At 75.1% G+C, this 18,587-nt stretch carries 16 protein-coding genes; 14 read left to right on the forward strand and 2 right to left on the reverse strand.

The features are described from left to right. Positions 1-58 precede the first annotated feature (58 nt). The 9 genes from SM611_RS24260 to SM611_RS24300 all read left to right on the forward strand — a co-directional run bounded on the left by SM611_RS24260 (position 59) and on the right by SM611_RS24300 (position 11,797). Entirely contained in the window at positions 59-1,186 is a 1,128-nt protein-coding gene (locus tag SM611_RS24260) for a glycosyltransferase family 4 protein (RefSeq protein ID WP_371952206.1), read from the forward strand. A gap of 17 nt (positions 1,187-1,203) precedes the next feature. After that, positions 1,204-1,980 carry a hypothetical protein gene (locus tag SM611_RS24265; RefSeq protein WP_371952207.1) on the forward strand — a complete coding sequence of 259 codons (777 nt, stop codon included), beginning with the start codon at positions 1,204-1,206 and terminating at the stop codon, positions 1,978-1,980. A gap of 581 nt (positions 1,981-2,561) precedes the next feature. Continuing rightward, positions 2,562-4,091, forward strand: a complete 1,530-nt coding sequence (locus SM611_RS24270; RefSeq protein ID WP_371952208.1) for a penicillin-binding transpeptidase domain-containing protein — start codon at positions 2,562-2,564, stop codon at positions 4,089-4,091. Between the two features lie 500 nt (positions 4,092-4,591). After that, complete coding sequence (locus SM611_RS24275; RefSeq protein WP_371952209.1) at positions 4,592-6,424, forward strand: hypothetical protein; 1,833 nt, start codon at positions 4,592-4,594, stop codon at positions 6,422-6,424. Positions 6,425-6,471: 47 nt separating this feature from the next. Next, positions 6,472-7,302, forward strand: coding sequence for a hypothetical protein (locus SM611_RS24280; protein WP_371952210.1), 831 nt, complete (start codon positions 6,472-6,474; stop codon positions 7,300-7,302). Continuing rightward, complete coding sequence (locus SM611_RS24285; RefSeq protein ID WP_371952211.1) at positions 7,299-8,822, forward strand: ferredoxin; 1,524 nt, start codon at positions 7,299-7,301, stop codon at positions 8,820-8,822. Before SM611_RS24280 ends, SM611_RS24285 begins: the two co-directional genes overlap by 4 nt. A 111-nt stretch (positions 8,823-8,933) precedes the next feature. Continuing rightward, on the forward strand, positions 8,934-9,566 hold the full coding sequence (locus SM611_RS24290; RefSeq protein WP_371952212.1) for a DUF4142 domain-containing protein: 633 nt from the start codon (positions 8,934-8,936) through the stop codon (positions 9,564-9,566). A gap of 35 nt (positions 9,567-9,601) precedes the next feature. Beyond that, a complete protein-coding gene (locus SM611_RS24295) occupies positions 9,602-11,011 on the forward strand; it encodes a DUF1996 domain-containing protein (protein ID WP_371952213.1) in 1,410 nt (469 codons plus the stop codon). Between the two features lie 126 nt (positions 11,012-11,137). Continuing rightward, positions 11,138-11,797: an NAD(P)H-binding protein gene (locus tag SM611_RS24300; RefSeq protein ID WP_371952214.1), complete on the forward strand. Its 660-nt coding sequence runs from the start codon at positions 11,138-11,140 to the stop codon at positions 11,795-11,797. 24 nt (positions 11,798-11,821) lie between these two features. Here SM611_RS24300 and SM611_RS24305 read toward each other — a convergent pair whose 3' ends face one another. After that, positions 11,822-13,624 (reverse strand): AMP-dependent synthetase/ligase, encoded by a 1,803-nt coding sequence (locus SM611_RS24305; RefSeq protein ID WP_371952215.1) that lies wholly within the window; start codon positions 13,622-13,624, stop codon positions 11,822-11,824. Positions 13,625-13,829: 205 nt separating this feature from the next. On the opposite strand from SM611_RS24305, the gene SM611_RS24310 reads away from it, so the two are divergent. From SM611_RS24310 to SM611_RS24330, 5 genes are all read left to right on the forward strand, one after another. Continuing rightward, positions 13,830-14,525 carry a copper homeostasis protein CutC gene (locus tag SM611_RS24310; protein ID WP_371952216.1) on the forward strand — a complete coding sequence of 232 codons (696 nt, stop codon included), beginning with the start codon at positions 13,830-13,832 and terminating at the stop codon, positions 14,523-14,525. Between the two features lie 47 nt (positions 14,526-14,572). Continuing rightward, positions 14,573-15,340: a metallophosphoesterase family protein gene (locus SM611_RS24315; protein ID WP_371952217.1), complete on the forward strand. Its 768-nt coding sequence runs from the start codon at positions 14,573-14,575 to the stop codon at positions 15,338-15,340. 64 nt (positions 15,341-15,404) lie between these two features. Continuing rightward, entirely contained in the window at positions 15,405-15,839 is a 435-nt protein-coding gene (locus SM611_RS24320; protein ID WP_371952218.1) for an SRPBCC family protein, read from the forward strand. Between the two features lie 151 nt (positions 15,840-15,990). Beyond that, the gene (locus tag SM611_RS24325) at positions 15,991-16,959 is read left to right on the forward strand and encodes an ROK family glucokinase (RefSeq protein WP_371952219.1); all 969 of its coding nucleotides are present in this window, start codon (positions 15,991-15,993) and stop codon (positions 16,957-16,959) included. 2 nt (positions 16,960-16,961) lie between these two features. Further along, positions 16,962-17,666, forward strand: coding sequence for an endonuclease/exonuclease/phosphatase family protein (locus SM611_RS24330; RefSeq protein ID WP_371952220.1), 705 nt, complete (start codon positions 16,962-16,964; stop codon positions 17,664-17,666). Between the two features lie 38 nt (positions 17,667-17,704). On the opposite strand, the gene SM611_RS24335 is transcribed toward SM611_RS24330, so the two are convergent. Continuing rightward, positions 17,705-18,553, reverse strand: coding sequence for a hypothetical protein (locus SM611_RS24335; RefSeq protein ID WP_371952221.1), 849 nt, complete (start codon positions 18,551-18,553; stop codon positions 17,705-17,707). Between the last annotated feature and the right edge of the window lie 34 nt (positions 18,554-18,587).

The raw sequence follows: 18,587 nt of genomic DNA on the forward strand, positions 1-18,587 counted from the left end.
CCGCGGTGGCGGGCCTTTCCGTTCCCCGGTCCGTATTCCTCCGTATTCTGGCCGGACGATGACCAAGACCCTGTTCGTCACCAACGACTTCCCGCCCCGTCCGGGCGGCATCCAGGCGTTCGTGCACGGCCTCGCGGCCCGCCGCCCGGCCGGATCCGTCGTCGTCTACGCGCCGGCGTGGAAGGGCGCCGCCGAGTTCGACGCGCGGCAGCCGTTCCCGGTCGTCCGGCATCCGGGCACGCTGATGCTGCCGGAGCCGGGGGTGCTGCGCCGGGCCGCGGACGTCCTGCGCGCCGAGGGCTGCGACTCGGTCGTGTTCGGCGCGGCGGCACCGCTCGGCCTGCTGGCCCCGGCGCTGCGGCGGCGCGGCGCCGCCCGCCTCGTCGGCGTCACGCACGGCCACGAGGCCGGCTGGGCGGCGCTGCCGGTGGCGCGGCGGCTGCTCCGCCGCATCGGCGACGACCTGGACGTGCTGACCTACCTGGGCGAGTACACCCGCTCCCGGATGGCGCGGGCGCTGAGCCCGCGCGCCGCGGCGCGGATGTCCCGGCTCGCGCCCGGCGTCGACGAGAAGGTCTTCCACCGGAACACGGGCGGCGACGAGATCCGCGCCCGGCACGGGCTGGCGGACCGCCCGGTCGCGGTCTGCGTGTCCCGCCTGGTGCCGCGCAAGGGCCAGGACGCGCTGATCCACGCGTGGCCGCACGTCCTGCGGAAGGTGCCGGACGCCGCCCTCCTGCTCGTCGGCGGCGGCCCCCACCGCAAGGACCTCGAACGCCTGGCCGCCTCCCTCGGCGTGGAGCGGAGCGTGGTGTTCACCGGGGGCGTGAGCTGGGAGGAGCTGCCCGCCCACTACGACGCGGGCGACGTCTTCGCGATGCCGTGCCGGACCCGCCGCCGCGGCCTGGACGTGGAGGGCCTCGGCATCGTCTACCTGGAGGCGTCGGCGACCGGGCTGCCCGTCGTCGCGGGCGACTCCGGCGGCGCGCCCGACGCCGTCCTGGACGGCGAGACCGGCGTCGTCGTCCCGGGCCGCTCGGTCCAGCGCGTCGCCGTGGCCGTCGCCGGTCTCCTCGCCGACCCGGCGCGGGCCCGCGCCATGGGCGAGAAGGGGCGCGCCTGGATCGAGCGCGAATGGCGCTGGGAGATCCAGGCCGCTCGGCTGGGGAGCCTCCTGGCCCCTTGAGGTGGCAGGATGCGGCTATGGACATCGAGGACGTATGGGCCCGCGTTCCGGGGGAGGCCGCCGGGTGGCTGCGGGAGCTGGACCCCGGCCATCGCCATTCGGGGTTCGAACCGCCGCGCCGGCCCGACGCCGCCTGGCTCCTGCACGCGATGTACGTGTGGGAGGAGGGCCTGGTCACCACGACGCACGACGATGTCCACCAGTCGATGACGGCGGCGGGGCTGACCGGGCAGTCCGACGTCGGCGACCTGCTGGAGGGCGCGATGGTCACCGGCGTCGACCTGGGCCGCAGCGGCGACCCGGGCGCGGGCTGGCGGCGGCTGCGCTGGCGGGAGCTCGCCCGCGGCTTCGGTGAGCCCGTCGTCCCCGACGGCGCGCTGCCCGGCAGCCGCTGCCTGCGCCAGGGCCACCCGGCGGGCAGCTGGTCGGCGGCGATCCGGCCGCCCGCGGAGGGCTGCCTCGACCGCGAGAGCTGGTACCGGCTGATCGGCGTCCTGCTGCGGCACAGCCCGTCCGGCGCGGGCACCCCCTGCCAGGCGTACTACTGCCCGCTGGTCACCGCCGACTGGGACGACGACACCGTCCTCGCCGGCCGCCTGGGCGACGCGGGGGGCCTCTACGACCACCCCGACATGGGCAGCTGCCCGTCCAACCTGTGGCCCGAGGACCGCTCCTGGGTGGTCTACTGCGACTGGGACCTGTGGGGCACGAAGGTGGTGGGGCCCACGGCCCTGGTGGAGGCGGTCCTGACCGACCCCGCACTGGAGGCCGTCCGCCTCCCCTGGAGCCGCTGAGATCTGGAGCCGCCGAAAGAGGACCCCGCCCCCGCGCCGTGGGCGGGGTCCTCCCGCCCTCAGCGGCTGAGGGCTCGTGCCTCGCCCCGGAGACCGTTCCCGCGCGGACCGCCCCTGCCGAGGTGGGGTGGGTGTGATCCGCCGCCGCCGGCCCGGCGCCCTCGTGGGGAGAACCTGGAGGTGGGGCGCGCCGGGTGGGCCGGCCGGCAGGACCGGATCGGGTCCGCGCGGACGGGAGTGCGGGGCACGAGCCCGGCATCCGGCACCGCGCGGCTCGGCGCCGCGGCGGTGCCCGGCCGCGGACGTGCGGGAGGCGGGGCGGCCCCCGGGCCGATCCCGTGTCGCGGTGATCGTTTCATCGGGGCCTCCTCCCTGCCGCACGTCCGCGGTCGCTGACATTTCCGAAGGTAGGGCGGCCGGCGGCCGGGTGCGGCGCCGTTAAAGCGCGCTTAAGGAGCGGATCATCCGTCGCTAAGCCGCCTTCCAGGTCCGGCCACGGGAACGGCCGTCCGCGGCATGTACGGGGCCACCGGACGCTGGGATGATCAATTCCTTGGAGGCGGGCGGGCGGAGGAGGACGGATGCGGTCTCGCGGCGTCGTGGTGCTGGCCGGGATCCTGGGCGTCGTGCTGGCGGCCGGGCTGACGGCGGGCTGGGCGCTGCGGCGCGAGCGGGACCGGAGCCCGGAGGAGGTCGCGGCCGGCTACTTCGCGGCCTGGCGGAAGGGCGACCTCGACGGCATGCGCGCGTTCGTCGCCGACCCGCCCGCCGACTTCGCCGCGCAGCACCGGGCGCTGTCGCGCGGGCTGACGGTCATCGGGATCACGCTGGAGCCGCGTCCCGTCGTCCGGACCGGGGCGGGCGAGGCGCACGCCGACTTCACCGTCGCCCGCATGCTGGCCGACCACGGGACGTGGTCGTTCCGCTCGGTGCTCCGGCTCGGCCGGGCCGGCGGGCGGTGGCGGGTGCTGTGGACGCCCGCGACGCTGTACCCGGGGCTGAAGGGCGCGGGGGAGTGGGCGCTGCGGCAGGTCCGCGTCCCGGCGGTGACGCTGGTGGCGCGGGACGGGAGGGCGCTGCCGGACGACGGGCCGCTGGCGCCCTACCTCGCCGGGATCGTCGAGTGGCTCGACGAGGACGCGGACCAGGCCGTCTGGACGATCCAGATGCGCGACGGCGGCGGCCCGCCGCAGCGCGTGAAGCTGCTCGACGCGGCGAAGGGCCGCAGGATCCGGACGACGCTCGACCGGCGGCTGCAGGCGGCGGCGGAGAAGGCGCTCACGTCCGTGGCGCGGCAGGCCGCGATCGTCGCGGTCCGCCCGTCCACCGGGGAGATCCTCGCGGTGGCGGACGAGCTGGGCGGCCTCGGCGCGTTCGCCGGCCGCTACCCGCCCGGCTCGACGTTCAAGGTGGTGACGGCCGGCGGGCTGGTCGCGGACGGGGCGGGCCCCGGGACCGCCGCCGACTGCCCGGCCTCGGTGGTCACCGCCCAGCGCACCATCCGCAACGACGAGGACCACGCGCTCGGCCGGACGACGCTGAGCGGCGCGTTCGCCGCGTCCTGCAACACGACGTTCGCGCGGCTCGGGGTGGAGCGGCTCGGCGCGGCCGGGCTGGCGGCGAGCGCGCGCCGCTTCGGGTTCGGCGCCCCGATCAGCCCGGGCGTCGAGGCGGCGCAGGGGAGCTTCCCCGATCCGGAGAACGGCGCGGAGCTGGCCGAGGCCTCGATCGGGCAGGGCCGCGTCGAGGCGAGCCCGCTGCTGATGGCGTCGGTCGCCGCCGCGGCGGCGGACGGCGCGTGGCGCTCGCCCCGGCTGCTGCCGCCGAAGCTGATCCGCGAGGGCGGGGGGAGGACGCCCGCGCCGCGTCCGGTGCCCGGGACGGCCGCGCTGCGCGCCATGATGCGGGCCGTGGTCACCGGCGGCACCGCGGCGGGGGCGGGCCTGCCGCGCGGGACGGCGGGCAAGACGGGCACCGCCGAGTTCGCGGGCGGGGCGCACGCCTGGTTCATCGGGTACCGCGACGACGTCGCGTTCGCGGTGTTCGTCCAGGCCGGCGGGTCGGGCCCGAAGGTGGCGGCGCCGCTCGCCGCGAACTTCCTGAATAAATGAACCTGCTGCGTAGTTCGTACGTACTCGTCCGGAGAGCGGAATGGTTGCGGGAAAGGTTACGGACGGTTTTTTAGCGCCAATTCGCGTCAGAGCGGCTTCTGGGGCGTATGCTCCCGGAGTGATCGGGCGGGTTCGTCGAGAATCCGTCCGGGGAACGCGGTGGGAGCGAGCGGGCTCCCACGCCGCGGTCCCGCGATGTCTCAGCGGAACCGCCGCCGGGCGATGAGCCCGGCGGCACGGAGCCACCGGCGTTCGCCTTGCCCTCCGTCTCCTCCACAGGAGAGGGCATGGCGCGACGCGATAACGGGCATGCGTCCCGGAGCAACACGCATGTTTCATCGTGGGCGGACACGCCCGCGCGTGCCTCATCGAGACCGGCGTCCGGACAGGCGCGCTGGTCCGAGGAGCCCCAGTGGCCCGAAGGGTCCTGGTGGTCGGAGCAGCCGGACTGGTCCGAGTCGGGGCGCACGCCGTCCCGGCGCGCGCCCAGCCGGCGGGAGATGAAGCGGCACGAGGGCAAGTCCCGCGCGCGGCGGAAGCCGCAGGAGCCGGAGGAGCGGCCGGAACCGCGCGCACGCCGGCGCGACGGCCGCGGCGACCCCTTCGACGTGCGGAACCGGGGTTCCGGCCGCGAGGACCCCTTCGAGGCGCGGAACCGCCGGCCGGCCCCCCGCGGCCGCACCGACGCGCGCACTGACGCGCGCATGGAGCAGCCCGACGCGCGCGGCCCGCTGTCCGGTGCGCAGGCTCCGCCGTCCGACTCGCGGGCCACGCGGATGGACGCGCCCACGATCGCGTTCGCGCCCCGGGACGCGCGGAGCGATGCGCGTACGCGGGACTTCGACGCGCGCACGGGTCAGTTCGAGGACGCCCGCACGGGTCACTTCGAGGACGCGCGGACCCGGCAGTCCGAGGACGCGCGGACCCGGCAGTTCGACGCCCGCGCGGAGGGACGGGACCGGTCCCGCGACTTCACGTCGCGCGGCGGGCGGCCGCGCCGGCCGGAGCCGAGGACCGGGCGGCGCGCGGAGGGCCGGCGGCCGGCCCGCGCGGCGTCGCGGCGGCAGGGCCCGCCGCGCCCCGGGCCGACGGCGCGCCCGCGCCGCGGCAAGCGGCCGGCCGACCGGCTCGGCATCGGCGCGATCGTGCTGTCCACGGCCGTCGGCCTGTCGCTGCTCGGGATCGCCGAGCGGGCGCTGCTGGACGGCGGCCCCCTCGGCGGGTCGTCCGGCCCGGTCGGCTCGCAGCGCGCGATCCAGCCGCCGAAGCCGGGCACCGGGACCCCCGCCCAGCCGCAGCAGCCGGCGCAGCAGCCCGGCGCGGGCGGCGCGCCGTCGGAGGCGCCGGGCGCGCCGAGCCTGCGGGCGCTCGCCGCGCAGGTGCGCGAGCTGACCCTGGACGAGCGCGGGGCCGCCGCCCGGCAGGCCTACGGCGTCGCGCCGGCGCAGCAGCCGATCGTGGGCGCCACCCGGACGAGCGCCGACAAGACGTGGGTGTTCGGCACCAGCGCGATCCCCGTCCCCGACACCAGCACCGCCAACCCGGAGGTCGCGTTCTACGCCGCGCACTGGACCGGCTCCCAGTGGCAGGTCGGGCTGTCCGGCGGGAAGGCGTTCGCCGCCCTGCTCGGCGACGTGCCCGCGGCCGTCATGTCGGCGTCGGAGGTGCGGCTGCTGAGCAAGTACGGGTCGGTCGGCGCCGCGCAGGCCGCCGCCCTCGTCAACGGGACGCGGGCCGGGGACCGGCTGATGCTGCCGTGGCGGATCGGCCAGGTCTGGGCGATGACGACCTCGGACGGCTCCACGTCGCCGCGCCCGCTCGGATCGCTGGCGTTCTCCGGCGGCGACGGCCGCGTCGTGGCGTCCGGCGACGGCCGCCTCTACCGCTTCTGCGGCAACGCGTCCGGCAACGCGCTGGTGATGCTGATCCACCCGAGCGGCCTCGCGACCACCTACTACGGGCTGCGGAACGCGACCAAGCTGCGCGACGGCAGCGTCGTCGAGCAGGGCGACGTGCTCGGCGCGACCGGCACCGGCCGGCCCTGCGGCGGCGCGGCGGCGCCCCGCGCGGAGGTCGGGTTCGGGCTGCGCGGCGGCGCCGGGACCGTCCCGCTGGACGGCGCCGAGATCGGCGGCTGGACGTTCCGCGAGCGGGCCAAGCCGCTGCTCGGGTTCGCCGAGCGCGGCGCCCTGCAGGTGCTTCCCGGGGGGCTGATGGCCAACCTCGGCCCGGTCCCCGCGGCGGACGAGCCTCCGCCGTCATCCCCGTCCCCCGGCCCCTCGCCGGAGGACGGCGCAGGAACGGCCGCCGCCCCGGCGCCGGCCGCAACCTAGGAAGAGGAGTCCGAACGGTGCGAACTCGCAGCAGTGATGATCCCGCGGTGCCCACCTGGGTGCTGCGCGTCGTGCTCGCCGGGGCGGTGCTGGTGCTCGTCGGCGCGGCGACCCCGCCGGGAGCGGTCGCCGTCGCGAACGTGCAGTACTTCCTCAACTTCTACGCCGGCGTCTTCGCCCTGGTCTCCTACACCACCGCCGTGATGTGCGGGCTGCTCGCCACCGAGCGGCTGATCCTGAAGATCAGGCACCGGGTGCTCGCGCAGGCGGCGCACCGCGCCGCGGCCGTGGTGGCGACGGCCATGCTCGCCGCGCACGTGTCGGTGAAGGTGATGAACGGGCTCGCGCTGCCGGCGCAGATCGTCGTCCCGGACGGCGGCGCCGTCGGGCTCGGCACGATGGCGGCGGAGCTGATGGTCCTCGTCCTGATCACCGGGATGGTGCGGGCGAGGTTCGCGGTCCGCGGCAAGACCTGGATGTGGCGCTCGATGCACGTGCTCGCCTACATCGCCTGGCCGATGGCGATCGTGCACGGCCTCATCACGGGGCGGTCCGCGGCGAACTGGGTGGTCCTCAGCTACGTGATGAGCGTGGTGCTCGTCGTGCTCGCCCTCGTCACCCGCATGATCGTGGTGATCAAACCGCGGGAGCTGCCCCGCGCCGGGGACGAGATCGCCCCCTTCTCGGTGCCGGACGGCGCCGGGCGCGCCCGCTACCGGCGTGAGATGGCGGCGCGCGAGCACGAGGAGGGCCGCGCCGCCGCGGCGGCCCGCGACCTCGACGCGCGGGACTACGACGACGACCCGCGCCGGACCATCGCCGACCCGCGCGGCATGCCGGTCACCGGGCCGGGCCGTGACACCGAGGTCCTGCGATGAGCTCGACCGTCACCGTCACGGGCATCGGCGGCCCGCGGCTGACGCTCGGGTTCGACCGGTTCGACCGGCTGGACATCGACCGCCACCTGGCGGTGCACGGCAAGCTCCGCGCGCCGGGGCTGGACGACCTGGTCCGCATGGCCGAGCAGGTCGACATGCGGGGGCGCGGCGGGGCGGGCTTCCCGTTCGCCCGCAAGCTGATGGCGGTGGCGGCGCGGATCAGGCATCCCACCGCCGACCAGACCGCGCTGCTGCCCGGGGAGCGGGCCGACGAGCGCGGCTCCAGCGAGAACGTCGTCGTGGTCGTGAACGGCGCCGAGGGCGAGCCCGGCAGCTCCAAGGACAAGGTGCTGCTGTGCCGGGCCCCGCACCTCGTCCTCGACGGCGCCCAGATCGCCGCGTCCGCGCTCGGCACGCAGCGGATCGTCGTCGCCGTCGAGGACGACGAGGCCGCCCGCTCCATCCGCGCCGCGATCAGCGAGCGGCGGATGCCGGCGCGGGTCGTCCGGCTGACGGAGCGGTTCATCTCCGGGGAGAGCGGCGCGGTGATCCGCGCGGTGAACGGGGAGACGCCGATCCCGCCGGGCGTCAAGGTCCGCGCGTCCGACTCGGGGGTGGACGGCTACCCGACGCTGCTGTCCAACACCGAGACGTTCGCGCAGCTCGCGGTGCTGGTCTCGCTGGGCCCCGACCTGTACGCCTCGGCCGGGACGGACGACGAGCCCGGCACCACGCTGCTCACGATCGGCGGGACCCAGGTCGTGGAGGCGCCGTACGGCACGCCGCTGCGGACCGTCCTCGACCACTGCCAGGTGCCGCCGTCGCCGGGCGTGCTCGTCGGCGGGTACCACGGCATGTGGCTCGGCCCGAGCGGGGTGGCGCGGGCCGTGCTGTCGCGGGCCGGGATGCGCCGCGTCGGCGGGACGGTCGGCGCCGGCATCATCCTGCCGCTCACCCAGGGCACCTGCCCGCTCGGCGAGGTCACCCGGATCGCCTCCTACCTCGCGGCGCAGTCCGCCGGGCAGTGCGGGCCGTGCCGGCTCGGGCTGCCCGACGTCGTGCGGTCCCTGAACGCGCTGACCGAGGGCGCCGGGACGGTCGAGGACGTCCGCCGCGCCGCCGGCGTGGGACGGGGCCGCGGCGCCTGCACCCACCCGGACGGGACGGCCAGGTTCGTGCTGTCGGCGATGGAGGCGTTCGGCGCCGACATCGACGCGCACCGGTGGGGCGGCGGCTGCGGGCTGTCCACCTACGGCGTGCTGCCGCTGCCCGTGCCGGACGGCTCGGAGGGGCGGGTGGCGATCGACTGGAGCCGGTGCGACGGGCACGGCCTGTGCGCCTACCTCGTCCCCGAGCTGATCCAGCTCGACCGGTACGGATTCCCGGTGGTGCTCGGCACCGACATTCCCGCGTGGATGGAGAAGGACGTGCAGAAGGCGGTCGCGATGTGCCCGGCGCTCGCGCTGCGCGTCGTCGGCGGGGTGCCGGGCGAGCCGTCGCGGCGAAAGGCGCAGGCGTAAGAAAAATGACGAAAAGTGGACGCCGTTGAACCTTTGAGGTGGCGCAGTGCGTATTGATGACGAGACCCGCGTCGTGCCCGTAGAAAATCTCGGGAAAGGAGGAGAATGATCATGGGGAAGGCATACGGAATGGCGGAGAGGCGCAGGCTTCCGCTTCCGGGCAAAGGGCGTCTGCTCCTGATCCTGGCCGTCATCGCCGCCGGGGCCGCCGCCTTCGCGGTCGTCATGAACCCGGTCGGCGTCCCCGCCAGCGGCGCGGCCAACCTCGGCGGGACCGTGAACACCAAGTGGGGGCCGCTGAGCGCCCAGGACCGGTCGGTGCTCGTCAAGGTCAGGCAGGCCAACCTGTGGGAGACGCCCGCGGGCCAGCAGGCCCAGCAGCGTGCCGCGTCCCCCAGGGTGCGGGAGGTCGCCGGGATCATCTCGGACCAGCACATGCAGCTGGACGCCTCCACCCGCGCCGTCGCGGAGCAACTGGGCGTACTCCTGCCCGTCGAGCCCAACGGGGCGCAGAAGAGCTGGCTGCGAGAGATGTCCGGCAAGTTCGGCGCCGATTACGACAAGACCTTCGTGCTGCGGCTGCGCGCCGCGCACGGGCAGGTGTTCCAGCTCCTCGCCAAGGCTCGCGCGCAGACCGAGAACACCGTGATGCGATCGTTCATCGAAAGCGGAATGAAATTCGTGAACACTCACATTTCTCTGCTGGAGAGCACCGGGCTGGTTCCCCGGCGCGCGCTGCACTGACAACACATCCCACCCCGCAAAGGGAGCACTTTTCCATGGGACGAAAGAAGAAAGCCTTCGCGGTGCTGATCCCGGCACTCGCCCTGGTCGCGACGGCCTGCCAGGAGACACCCGGCGTGGCCCAGCCGAACGGGCCGCAGGCGACCAGGACGGCGAACCCGGCGGCGTATCCCGGACGGCCGGCCGCGGATGACGGCTCCGGCATCCCGAACCTGCAGGGCGGAGGCCAGCAGAACGGTGGCGCTCAGGGCTACGGGCGGCCGACCGCCCAGCCCACCGCCGAGCCCCCGGCCGACCCGGCCGCAGAGCCCCCGGCCGATCCGAGCGCCGAGCCCCCGGCCGATCCGAGCGCCGAGCCCCCGGCCGATCCGAGCGCCGACCCGACCGATGGCACGGGCGGCCAGAACGGCGACGGCGGCCAGATGGGTGGTGACGGCGGCCAGAACGGCGACCAGGGCGACGGCCAGAACGGCGATCAGGGCAACGGCGATCAGGGCAACGGCGACCAGGGGAACGGCGACCAGGGCGAGCAGCCGCCGCCCAACCCCGAGCTGCGCGCCGACCAGTTCGTCGACATCCGCAAGGCGCCCCGCGTCCGGCAGCCGCGCCGCACCCGGCAGGCGTCCACCGGCGTGTTCGCGTCCGAATGCGGCGTGAACGAGGGCCAGGCGCACAGCAACCCCGACAACGTGCTCGCCGCGCCCGGGGTCGTGAACGGCGCGCACCACATCCACGACTACGTCGGCAACCTCGACACGAACGCCTTCTCCACCGACGAGACGTTCGCCGCGGCCGGAACGACCTGCACCAACGGCGACAAGTCGGCCTACTTCTGGCCGGTGATCCGCCTCCGCGACGGCCAGGACGACTCCGACCGCGCCGCGCAGAGCACGGCGGACGGCAACATCGGCAGCATCGTCACCCCGTCCAGCGTCAAGCTGCAGTTCCTCGGCAACCCCCGCAGCAAGGTGACCGCGATGCCGCAGTTCATCCGGGTCGCCGTCGGTGACGCCAAGGCCGTGACGAACGGGCTGAAGAACGCGCACGCGTCGTGGACGTGCAGCGGCTTCGAGAACCGGGCGTTCACCGACAAGTACCCCCTGTGCCCCCAGGGCAGCCAGGTGAAACGCGTGCTGAACTTCCCGAGCTGCTGGGACGGACAGAACACCGACAGCGCCAACCACCGCGACCACATCCAGTTCCCGGACGCGCGGACCGGGCAGTGCCCGCAGGGCACCAAGGCCGTGCCGCAGCTGCGCATGACGCTCGCCTACAACGTGCCCGCCAAGCCGCTGGCGTTCGCGCTGGACAGCTTCCCCGAGTCGGGCCACGACCCGGTGACCGACCACGGCGACCTCATCAACGTGATGGGCGAGCAGCTGATGCGGCAGGCCGTCAACGCCATCAACAAGGGCGCGCGCACCACCGGCAAGCGCCGCCGCTGACCCCGGGGTCCCGGCGTCCGGACGCGTCCGGACGGCGGGAGCGGATCACGGAAACGCGGCCGGTGAGGGCGTCCTCACCGGCCGCGTCCGCGCGCGTGCGGCGGCCGGCCGTCCTACGATCGCGGCATGGACATTGTGATCGCGGGCGGGCACGGGCAGATCGCGCTGCGGCTGTCACGGCTGCTGGCCGCACGGGGGGACACCGTACGCGGCATCATCCGCAACCCGGACCACGCCGCCGGCGTCCGGGACGCCGGCGCCGAACCGGTCGTCTGCGACCTGGAGACCGCGGGCGCGGCCACCGTCGCCGGCCACCTGGCCGGCGCGGACGCCGTCGTGTTCGCCGCCGGCGCGGGCCCCGGCAGCGGTGCGGCCCGCAAGGACACCGTCGACCGCGCCGCGTCCGTGCTGACGGCGGACGCGGCGGAGCGCGCGGGCGTGCGCGGTTTCGTGCAGATCTCCGCGATGGGCGCGGGCGAGAAGGCCGCGCCGGGACGCGGCGAGGTCTGGGACGCCTACATCCGCGCAAAGGGCGAGGCCGAGGACGACCTGCGCGATCGGGACGCCCTCGACTGGCTGATCCTGCGCCCGGGCCGGCTCACCGACGACCCGGGCACCGGCCTGGTGCGGCTGGACGAGCCGCCGATCGGGCACGGCGCGGTGACCCGCGACGACGTGGCGGCGGTCGTGGCGGCGCTGCTCGCCGAGCCGGGGGTCCGCCGCCGCACGCTCGACCTCCTCAACGGCGGCACGCCGGTCGAGGACGCCGTCGCCTCCCTCCGCTGACGCCCGCACAGGGCTCCGCGGGGCCTACGACGTGTAGAGCGAGTCGATCTCGTCGGCGAAGTCCTTCATCACGACGTTCCGCTTCACCTTCAGGCTCGGCGTCATGTGGCCGGCCTCCTCGGTGAAGTCGACGCCGAGGACGACGTACTTCTTGATCGCCTCAGCCCTGCTGACCGACTTGTTGGCCTCGGCGACCGCGGCCTCGATCTCGGCGACCAGGTCGGGGTCGCGGCGCAGCTCGTCCACGCTCATCGCCGGGGGCTTGCCGTGCCGCTCCTTCCAGGGGCCGAGCGCCTCCTCGTCGAGCGTGATGAGCGCGCTGATGAACTTGCGCCCGTCGCCGACGACCAGGCACTGGCTGACCAGCGGATGCGCGCGGAGCCGGTCCTCCAGCGGGGCGGGCGCGACGTTCTTGCCCGCGGCGGTGATCAGGATCTCCTTCTTGCGGCCGGTGATCCGCAGGAAGCCGTCCTCGTCGAGGGAGCCGAGGTCGCCGGTGTGGAACCAGCCGTCCTCCACGGCCTCCTTGGTGGCGGCCTCGTTGTTCCAGTAGCCGCGCAGGACGTTGATGCCGCGGACGAGGATCTCGCCGTCGTCGGCGATGCGCACGTCCACGCCCGGGATCGGCCGGCCCACCGTGCCGATCTTGATCGCGCTCGGACGGTTGACGCTGGCGGGCGCGGTCGTCTCGGTGAGGCCGTAGCCCTCCAGGATCGTGATGCCGACGCCGCGGAAGAAGTGCCCGAGGCGCTCGCCCAGCGCGGCCCCGCCGGACACCGCGTACTCCACCTTGCCGCCGACGGCGGCGCGCAGCTTGCCGTACACGAGGACGTCGAAGACCTTGTGCTTGAGCTTCAGCCCGAGGCCGGGGCCGCCCGCGTCCAGCGCCCGGCTGTAGGCGATCGCGGTCTCGGCCGCCGCCTTGAACGCCTTGCCCTTGCCCTCCGCCGCGGCCTTCTGCTCGGCGCCGTTGTAGACCTTCTCGAACACGCGCGGGACGGCCAGCAGGAAGGTCGGCTGGAAGGTGGCGAGGTCGGGCAGCAGGTTCGGGATGTCGCTGTGCCCGAGGATGATGCCGCCCTCGATCGCCGCGACCTGGATCAGCCGCGCGAACACGTGCGCCAGCGGCAGGAACAGCAGCGTGGAGCTGCCCTCGACGGCGATCTCGGCGATCGCGCCCTGCACGGCGTTGCGGGCGGTCGACACGAGGTTCCCGTGGGTGAGCTCGCAGCCCTTGGGGCGCCCCGTCGTGCCGGAGGTGTAGACGAGGGTGGCGATGTCGGCGGCGGTGCGGGACCGGCGGCGCTCCTCGATCACGTCGTCGCCGACGTCCGCGCCGAGCCGGACGACCTCGTCGACCCCGCCCGCGTCGATGCCCCACACGTGCGCGAGGCCCGGCAGCGCGTCCCGGACCTCGGCGACCCGCGCCTCGTGCTCGGCGGTCTCGGCGAACACGGCCTTCGCGCCGGAGTCGCCGACGATCCACTCGATCTGCTCGGCGGACGAGGTCTCGTAGATGGGGACGGACACGGCGCCGGCCGTCCAGACCGCGTAGTCGAGGACGGTCCACTCGTAGCGGGTCCGCGACAGCAGGCACACCCGGTCGCCGGGCTCGATCCCCGCGGCGGCCAGGCCCTTGGCGAGCGCGGTCGTCTCCGCCGCGAACTCGGCCGCGGTGACGGCGCTCCACGCCTGCCCGGCGCCCGAGCCGCTGCTCCGGCGCACGACGATCGCGCCGGGCTCCTCGGCGGCCCGGGTGAAGGGCGCGTCGGTCAGATTGGCGGAGTCGGGGACCTCCACCATCGCGGGGACGCTGAACTCGCGCACGGCCCAACTCCTGTAGTCGGTCTTCCAGGTCGGCGGGGAAGTCTCCAGAGGGCTTCCCGCACCCGAATGATACCCATGAGTAGGAATCGGACCGGGTTAACGGCACGGCAAAGACGGCCCGCCGCCCGTGGCGGCGGCCGTGCCGTCGCCTACTCTTGACCCCGGTCGCACCACGTACGCAGGGTTCGGGGTTCGGGGGATCGCCATGTCGCTGCTCGAAGTGATCGCGCTGACCGCGGACGACGCCCGGGCGGCGCAGGACGGCGGCGCCGACCGGATCGAGGTCGTCGCCGACATGGCCGCCGACGGGCTGACGCCCGATCCCGACCTCGTGGCCGCCATCCGGACGGCCACGATGCTGCCGATGCGCGTGATGCTCCGCGCCAACGGGGGCTTCCGCACCACCGGCGCCGAGCTCGACCGGCTGCGCCGGGCCGCCGCCGACCTCGCGGACGCGGGCGCGGACGGGTTCGTGCTCGGCTTCCTCGACTCCGCCGGCCACGTCGACGCCGCCGCCACCGGCAAGCTCGCCGCGGTCGCGGCCCCGCTGCCCTGGACGTTCCACCGCGCGCTGGACCACGCGGCCGACCCCGTCCAGGCGTGGCGCACCGTCCGCCATCTCGGCGGCGGGCTCGACACCGTCCTCACCGCGGGCTCGGCGCGCGGCGTCGACGCGGGCGTGGACGTGCTGGTCCGCCGCGCCGCCGACGACCCGGGCGCCGCCGCGATGATCATGGCCGGGGGCGGGCTGCGGCGCAAGCACGTCGCGGTCCTCGCCGCCGCGGGCGTCACGGCCTTCCACGTGGGCACCGCCGTCCGCCCGGACGGCGCCTGGGACGCCCCCGTCGACCCCGTCCTCGTGCGGGAGTGGCGCTCGCTGGTGTCCGCGGCGACCGGCTGACCGGCCCGCCCGTTCTCCCGGGCGGTCTGTCCTATTAGAGTCGGTTCATGAGGATCCACGTGGTGAGCGACGTCCATGGCCGCGCGGACGCCCTGGCGGGCGCGGCCGACGGCGCCGACGTCCTCATCTGCCTGGGCGACCTGATCCTTTTCATCGACTACCAGGACCACGGGCAGGGCATCTTCGCCGACCTGTTCGGCCAGGAGAACGCCGACCGCTTCATCGCGCTGCGCACCGAGAAGCGCTTCGACGAGGCGCGCGCGTTCTCCCGGCGCCTGTGGGCGTCGCTGGAGGGTGACGCGTGGCCGCACATCGAGCGCGCCGTCGACCGGCAGTACGCGGACCTGTTCGCGGCCATGCCGTCCCCGGCGTACCTCACGTACGGCAACGTCGACGTCCCCCGCATGTGGGGGCGGCACCTGCGCGACGGCCACCACGTCCTCGACGGCGAGACCACCGAGATCGGCGGGCTGCGGTTCGGGTTCGTCGGCGGCGGGCTCCGCACCGAGTACCGCACCCCCTACGAGCTCGACGACGAGGCCTACGCGGCCAAGATCGAGGCCGTCGGCGAGGTGGACGTGCTGTGCACCCACATCCCGCCCGCCGTCCCCGACCTGCTGTACGACACGGTGGCACGCCGGTTCGAGCGCGGCAGCGAGGCGATCCTGGACGCGATCCACCGGACGCAGCCGAAGTACGTGCTGTTCGGGCACGTCCACCAGCCGCTCGCCAGCCGGGCGCGGATCGGCCGCACCGAATGCGTGAACGTCGGCCACTTCCGCGCCCGCGGCGTTCCCCACGTCCTGACGGTGTGACGGATACCTTCTCTACGAGAGCGGGTCCGGGCGCGGGCCCGCGGACAGCCGGAGGGAGACGCAGATGGCGGACCGCACGAGTTCTTCCATCACGGTCAAGGCCGGGAAGGCCGAGATCATGGCGGTGATCGCCGACCTGGAGGCCTACCCGCGGTGGGCGAGCGGCATCCGCGAGTTCACCGTGCAGGAGACCGGGCCGGACGGGCGCGCGGCGCGCGGCCGGCTGACCTTCGACGGCGGCCCGTTCAGCGACACCGTCGGGCTCGCCTACGACTGGGACGGCGACGACCGGGTCACCTGGGAGCTGGTCGAGCCGGGCACGGTCGTCACCGGGCTGCACGGCACCTACGCGCTGGCCGAGGAGGACGGCGTCACCGAGGTGACCTACGAGCTCGCCGTGGACGTCCGCATCCCGATGATCGGCATGGTGAAGCGCAAGGGCGAGAAGCGGATCATCGACTCCGCCCTCAAGGGACTCAAGCGCCACGTGGAGCGCTGAGCGGCGCGGAGGCGTCCGAAAGGGCATTACCGCGCACCCCGTCTCCGGGGGGATGATGGGAGTGATGGGGCCGCCACCGGCGGTGGTCCCTCGACATCGGGCAGTGCGGCAATGGCTCCAGCCGGGGCGCGCGAGGAGGAGGAAGCGTTACATGGCCCTGACCATCGGCGTGGATGTGGGCGGCACGAAGGTGGCCGCGGGGGTCGTCGACGACCGGGGGACGATCCTTGAGAAGGTCCGCCGGCCGACTCCCTCGACGAACCCGAAGGAGACCGCCGAGACCATCGCCGAGGTCGTCGACCTGCTGAAGGGCAAGTACGACGAGGTGTCGGCGGTCGGCCTCGGCACCGCGGGCTTCGTCGACGAGGCCCGCGCCACGGTGCTGTTCGCGCCGAACCTCGCCTGGCGGGACGAGCCGATCAAGGAGAAGGTCGAGAGCCTCGTCGGGCTGCCGGTCGTCGTCGAGAACGACGGCAACGCGACCGCGTGGGGCGAGGCCCGGTTCGGCGCGGGCCGCGGCGAGAACTTCCTCGTCCTGGTGGCGCTCGGCACGGGCATCGGCGGCGGCATCATCATCAACGGGGAGCTGTACCGGGGCGCGTTCGGCATCGGCGCCGAGATGGGCCACTTCCGGGTCGTCCCGGACGGGCGCCGCTGCGGCTGCGGGAACCGCGGCTGCTGGGAGCAGTACGCCAGCGGCAACGCCCTCGTGCACGAGGCCCGCGACCTGGCCCGGGTGGCGCCCGCGATGGCCGGGCGGCTGCTGGAGCTCGGCGGCGGCCGGCCGGAGGGCATCAGCGGCCCCGAGGTGTCGCAGGCGGCCCGCGAGGGCGACAAGGCGGCGCTGGAGTGCTTCCGCACCATCGCGCACTGGGCCGGCCAGGGCCTCGCCGACCTCAGCGCGATCCTCGACCCGGGCGCGTTCATCATCGGCGGCGGCCTGTCGGACGCCGGCGACCTGCTGCTCGACCCGATCCGCGCCGCGTTCGAGGACGCGCTGACCGGACGCGGCCACCGTCCGCTGCCCGACATCCGCATCGCCGAGCTGGGCTCGGCGGCGGGCATCGTCGGCGCCGCGGACCTCGCCCGCGTCCGGCCGTTCCAGGACGTGGCCGTCTAGGGGTGGCCGCCGTCCGCCTGCTGAGCTACAACGTCCGGTCGCTGCGCGACGACGCGGCGGCCGCGGCCCGCGTCGTCCGCGCGATCGCCCCGGACGTGCTGTGCCTGCAGGAGGTCCCGCGCTTCCGGACGTGGCGGCTCCGGCGCCGCCGCTTCGCGGTCGCCTGCGGCATGCGGATCGCGGCGGGGCGGCGGGCCTGCGGGCTCGCCGTCCTGGCCGCGCCGCACGTCCGCCGCGAGGCGCGCGAGTTCCACCTGCTCAGCCCCGAACCGGGCCTGCACCGCCGCGCCCTGGCGATCGCCGTGCTGGACGTCCGCGGCGCCCGCGTCATCGCTGCCTGCACCCACCTCGACCTGAAGCCGGAGCCGCGCCTGCGCCACGTCGGCGAGGTCCTCGCCCATCTCGACCGCGCCCGCGCCCGCTACGGCGCACCCGTGGTCCTCGCGGGCGACGTCAACGAAGAACCGGGCGGCGCCGCCTGGAACGCCCTGACCGACCGCTTCGAGGACGCCTATGCCGCCGCCCCGGCCGGCGCGGAACTCACCTTCTCGTCCAGCGACCCGGTCCGCCGCATCGACGCCGTCTTCACCGACCCCGCGATCACCGCGGCGGCCTGCGGCGTCCCCACGGACGAGGCCCTGATGCGGGACTACCCGGCGGCCACGGACCACCGGCCCCTGCGGGCCGACCTGGACGTCCCCGGCTGAGGCGCCTCACGCCCGGGGACCGCCGCCCGCCGCACCCGTCAGACGACCGCGCCGTCGTCGGGGTCGCGGGGCTCGTCGCCCATGCGCAGGACGAGGGTGACGAAGCCGCCGATGAACGCGGCGACGGCGAGGAAGGCCGCCCAGCCGGGGACGTCCCAGTCGAGGATGACGGTGATGAGCAGGTAGACGGGCCCGCCGATCAGCGCGATCCAGGCGCCCTTGGTGAGCGGGTCGGCGGCCGGCAGCGGCGGGGGAGGGGGCGGGACGTAGTGCTCCTCGTCGCCGCCCGCCTCCGGGAACTCCGGCGGCTCGGTCGGCTTGATCACGCGGGCGCGGGGGAGCCGGCCGGTGCGGTCCTCGCCCTCCCCCGGAGGGTCGGCCGGCTCGGCGGGCTCCCGGACGTTCTCCTCGTCCGGCCAGGGGACGTCGTCGCCCTCGGGGACGGCGTCGAAACCGGCGACGATCTCGGCCCAGATGGCGTCCTCGTCGCGCTCGGCGGCGCCGCCCGCGTCCGTCCCGGCCTCGCCCCCGGCGGGGTCGGCGAGGCCGGTGTCCGCCCGGTCGGCCTTCTCGGCGCGCCCGGCGGGCTCGCCGCGGCCGTCGTCGGAGCCGCGCGCGGAGGCGTCCCGCAGCCGGGCGAGGTGGACGCGCAGGATGCCCTCGGCGGTCGGCTTCATGTCGACGTCCACGTACAGCCGGTCGAGGACGTCGCCGGACACCGGCTCGGCGGCCGGCTCGGCGAGTTCCGGCAGCCCGGCCGGCGAGGTCGCGTAGGCGGCCACCCCGGCCTCGCCGAGCGCCGCCAGCATCGCGTCGGCCAGATGCGGGGCGAGGTCGACCAGCGGGGCGTAGGTGTCGGCGGACAGTCCATTGCCACGGCGATTCACGGGGCCGGCTCCTTCGACGACTCCGGCGTGACCG

Source organism: Actinomadura monticuli (genome assembly GCF_041463655.1).
In the GTDB taxonomy this organism is placed as follows: Bacteria; Actinomycetota; Actinomycetes; order Streptosporangiales; family Streptosporangiaceae; genus Spirillospora; species Spirillospora monticuli.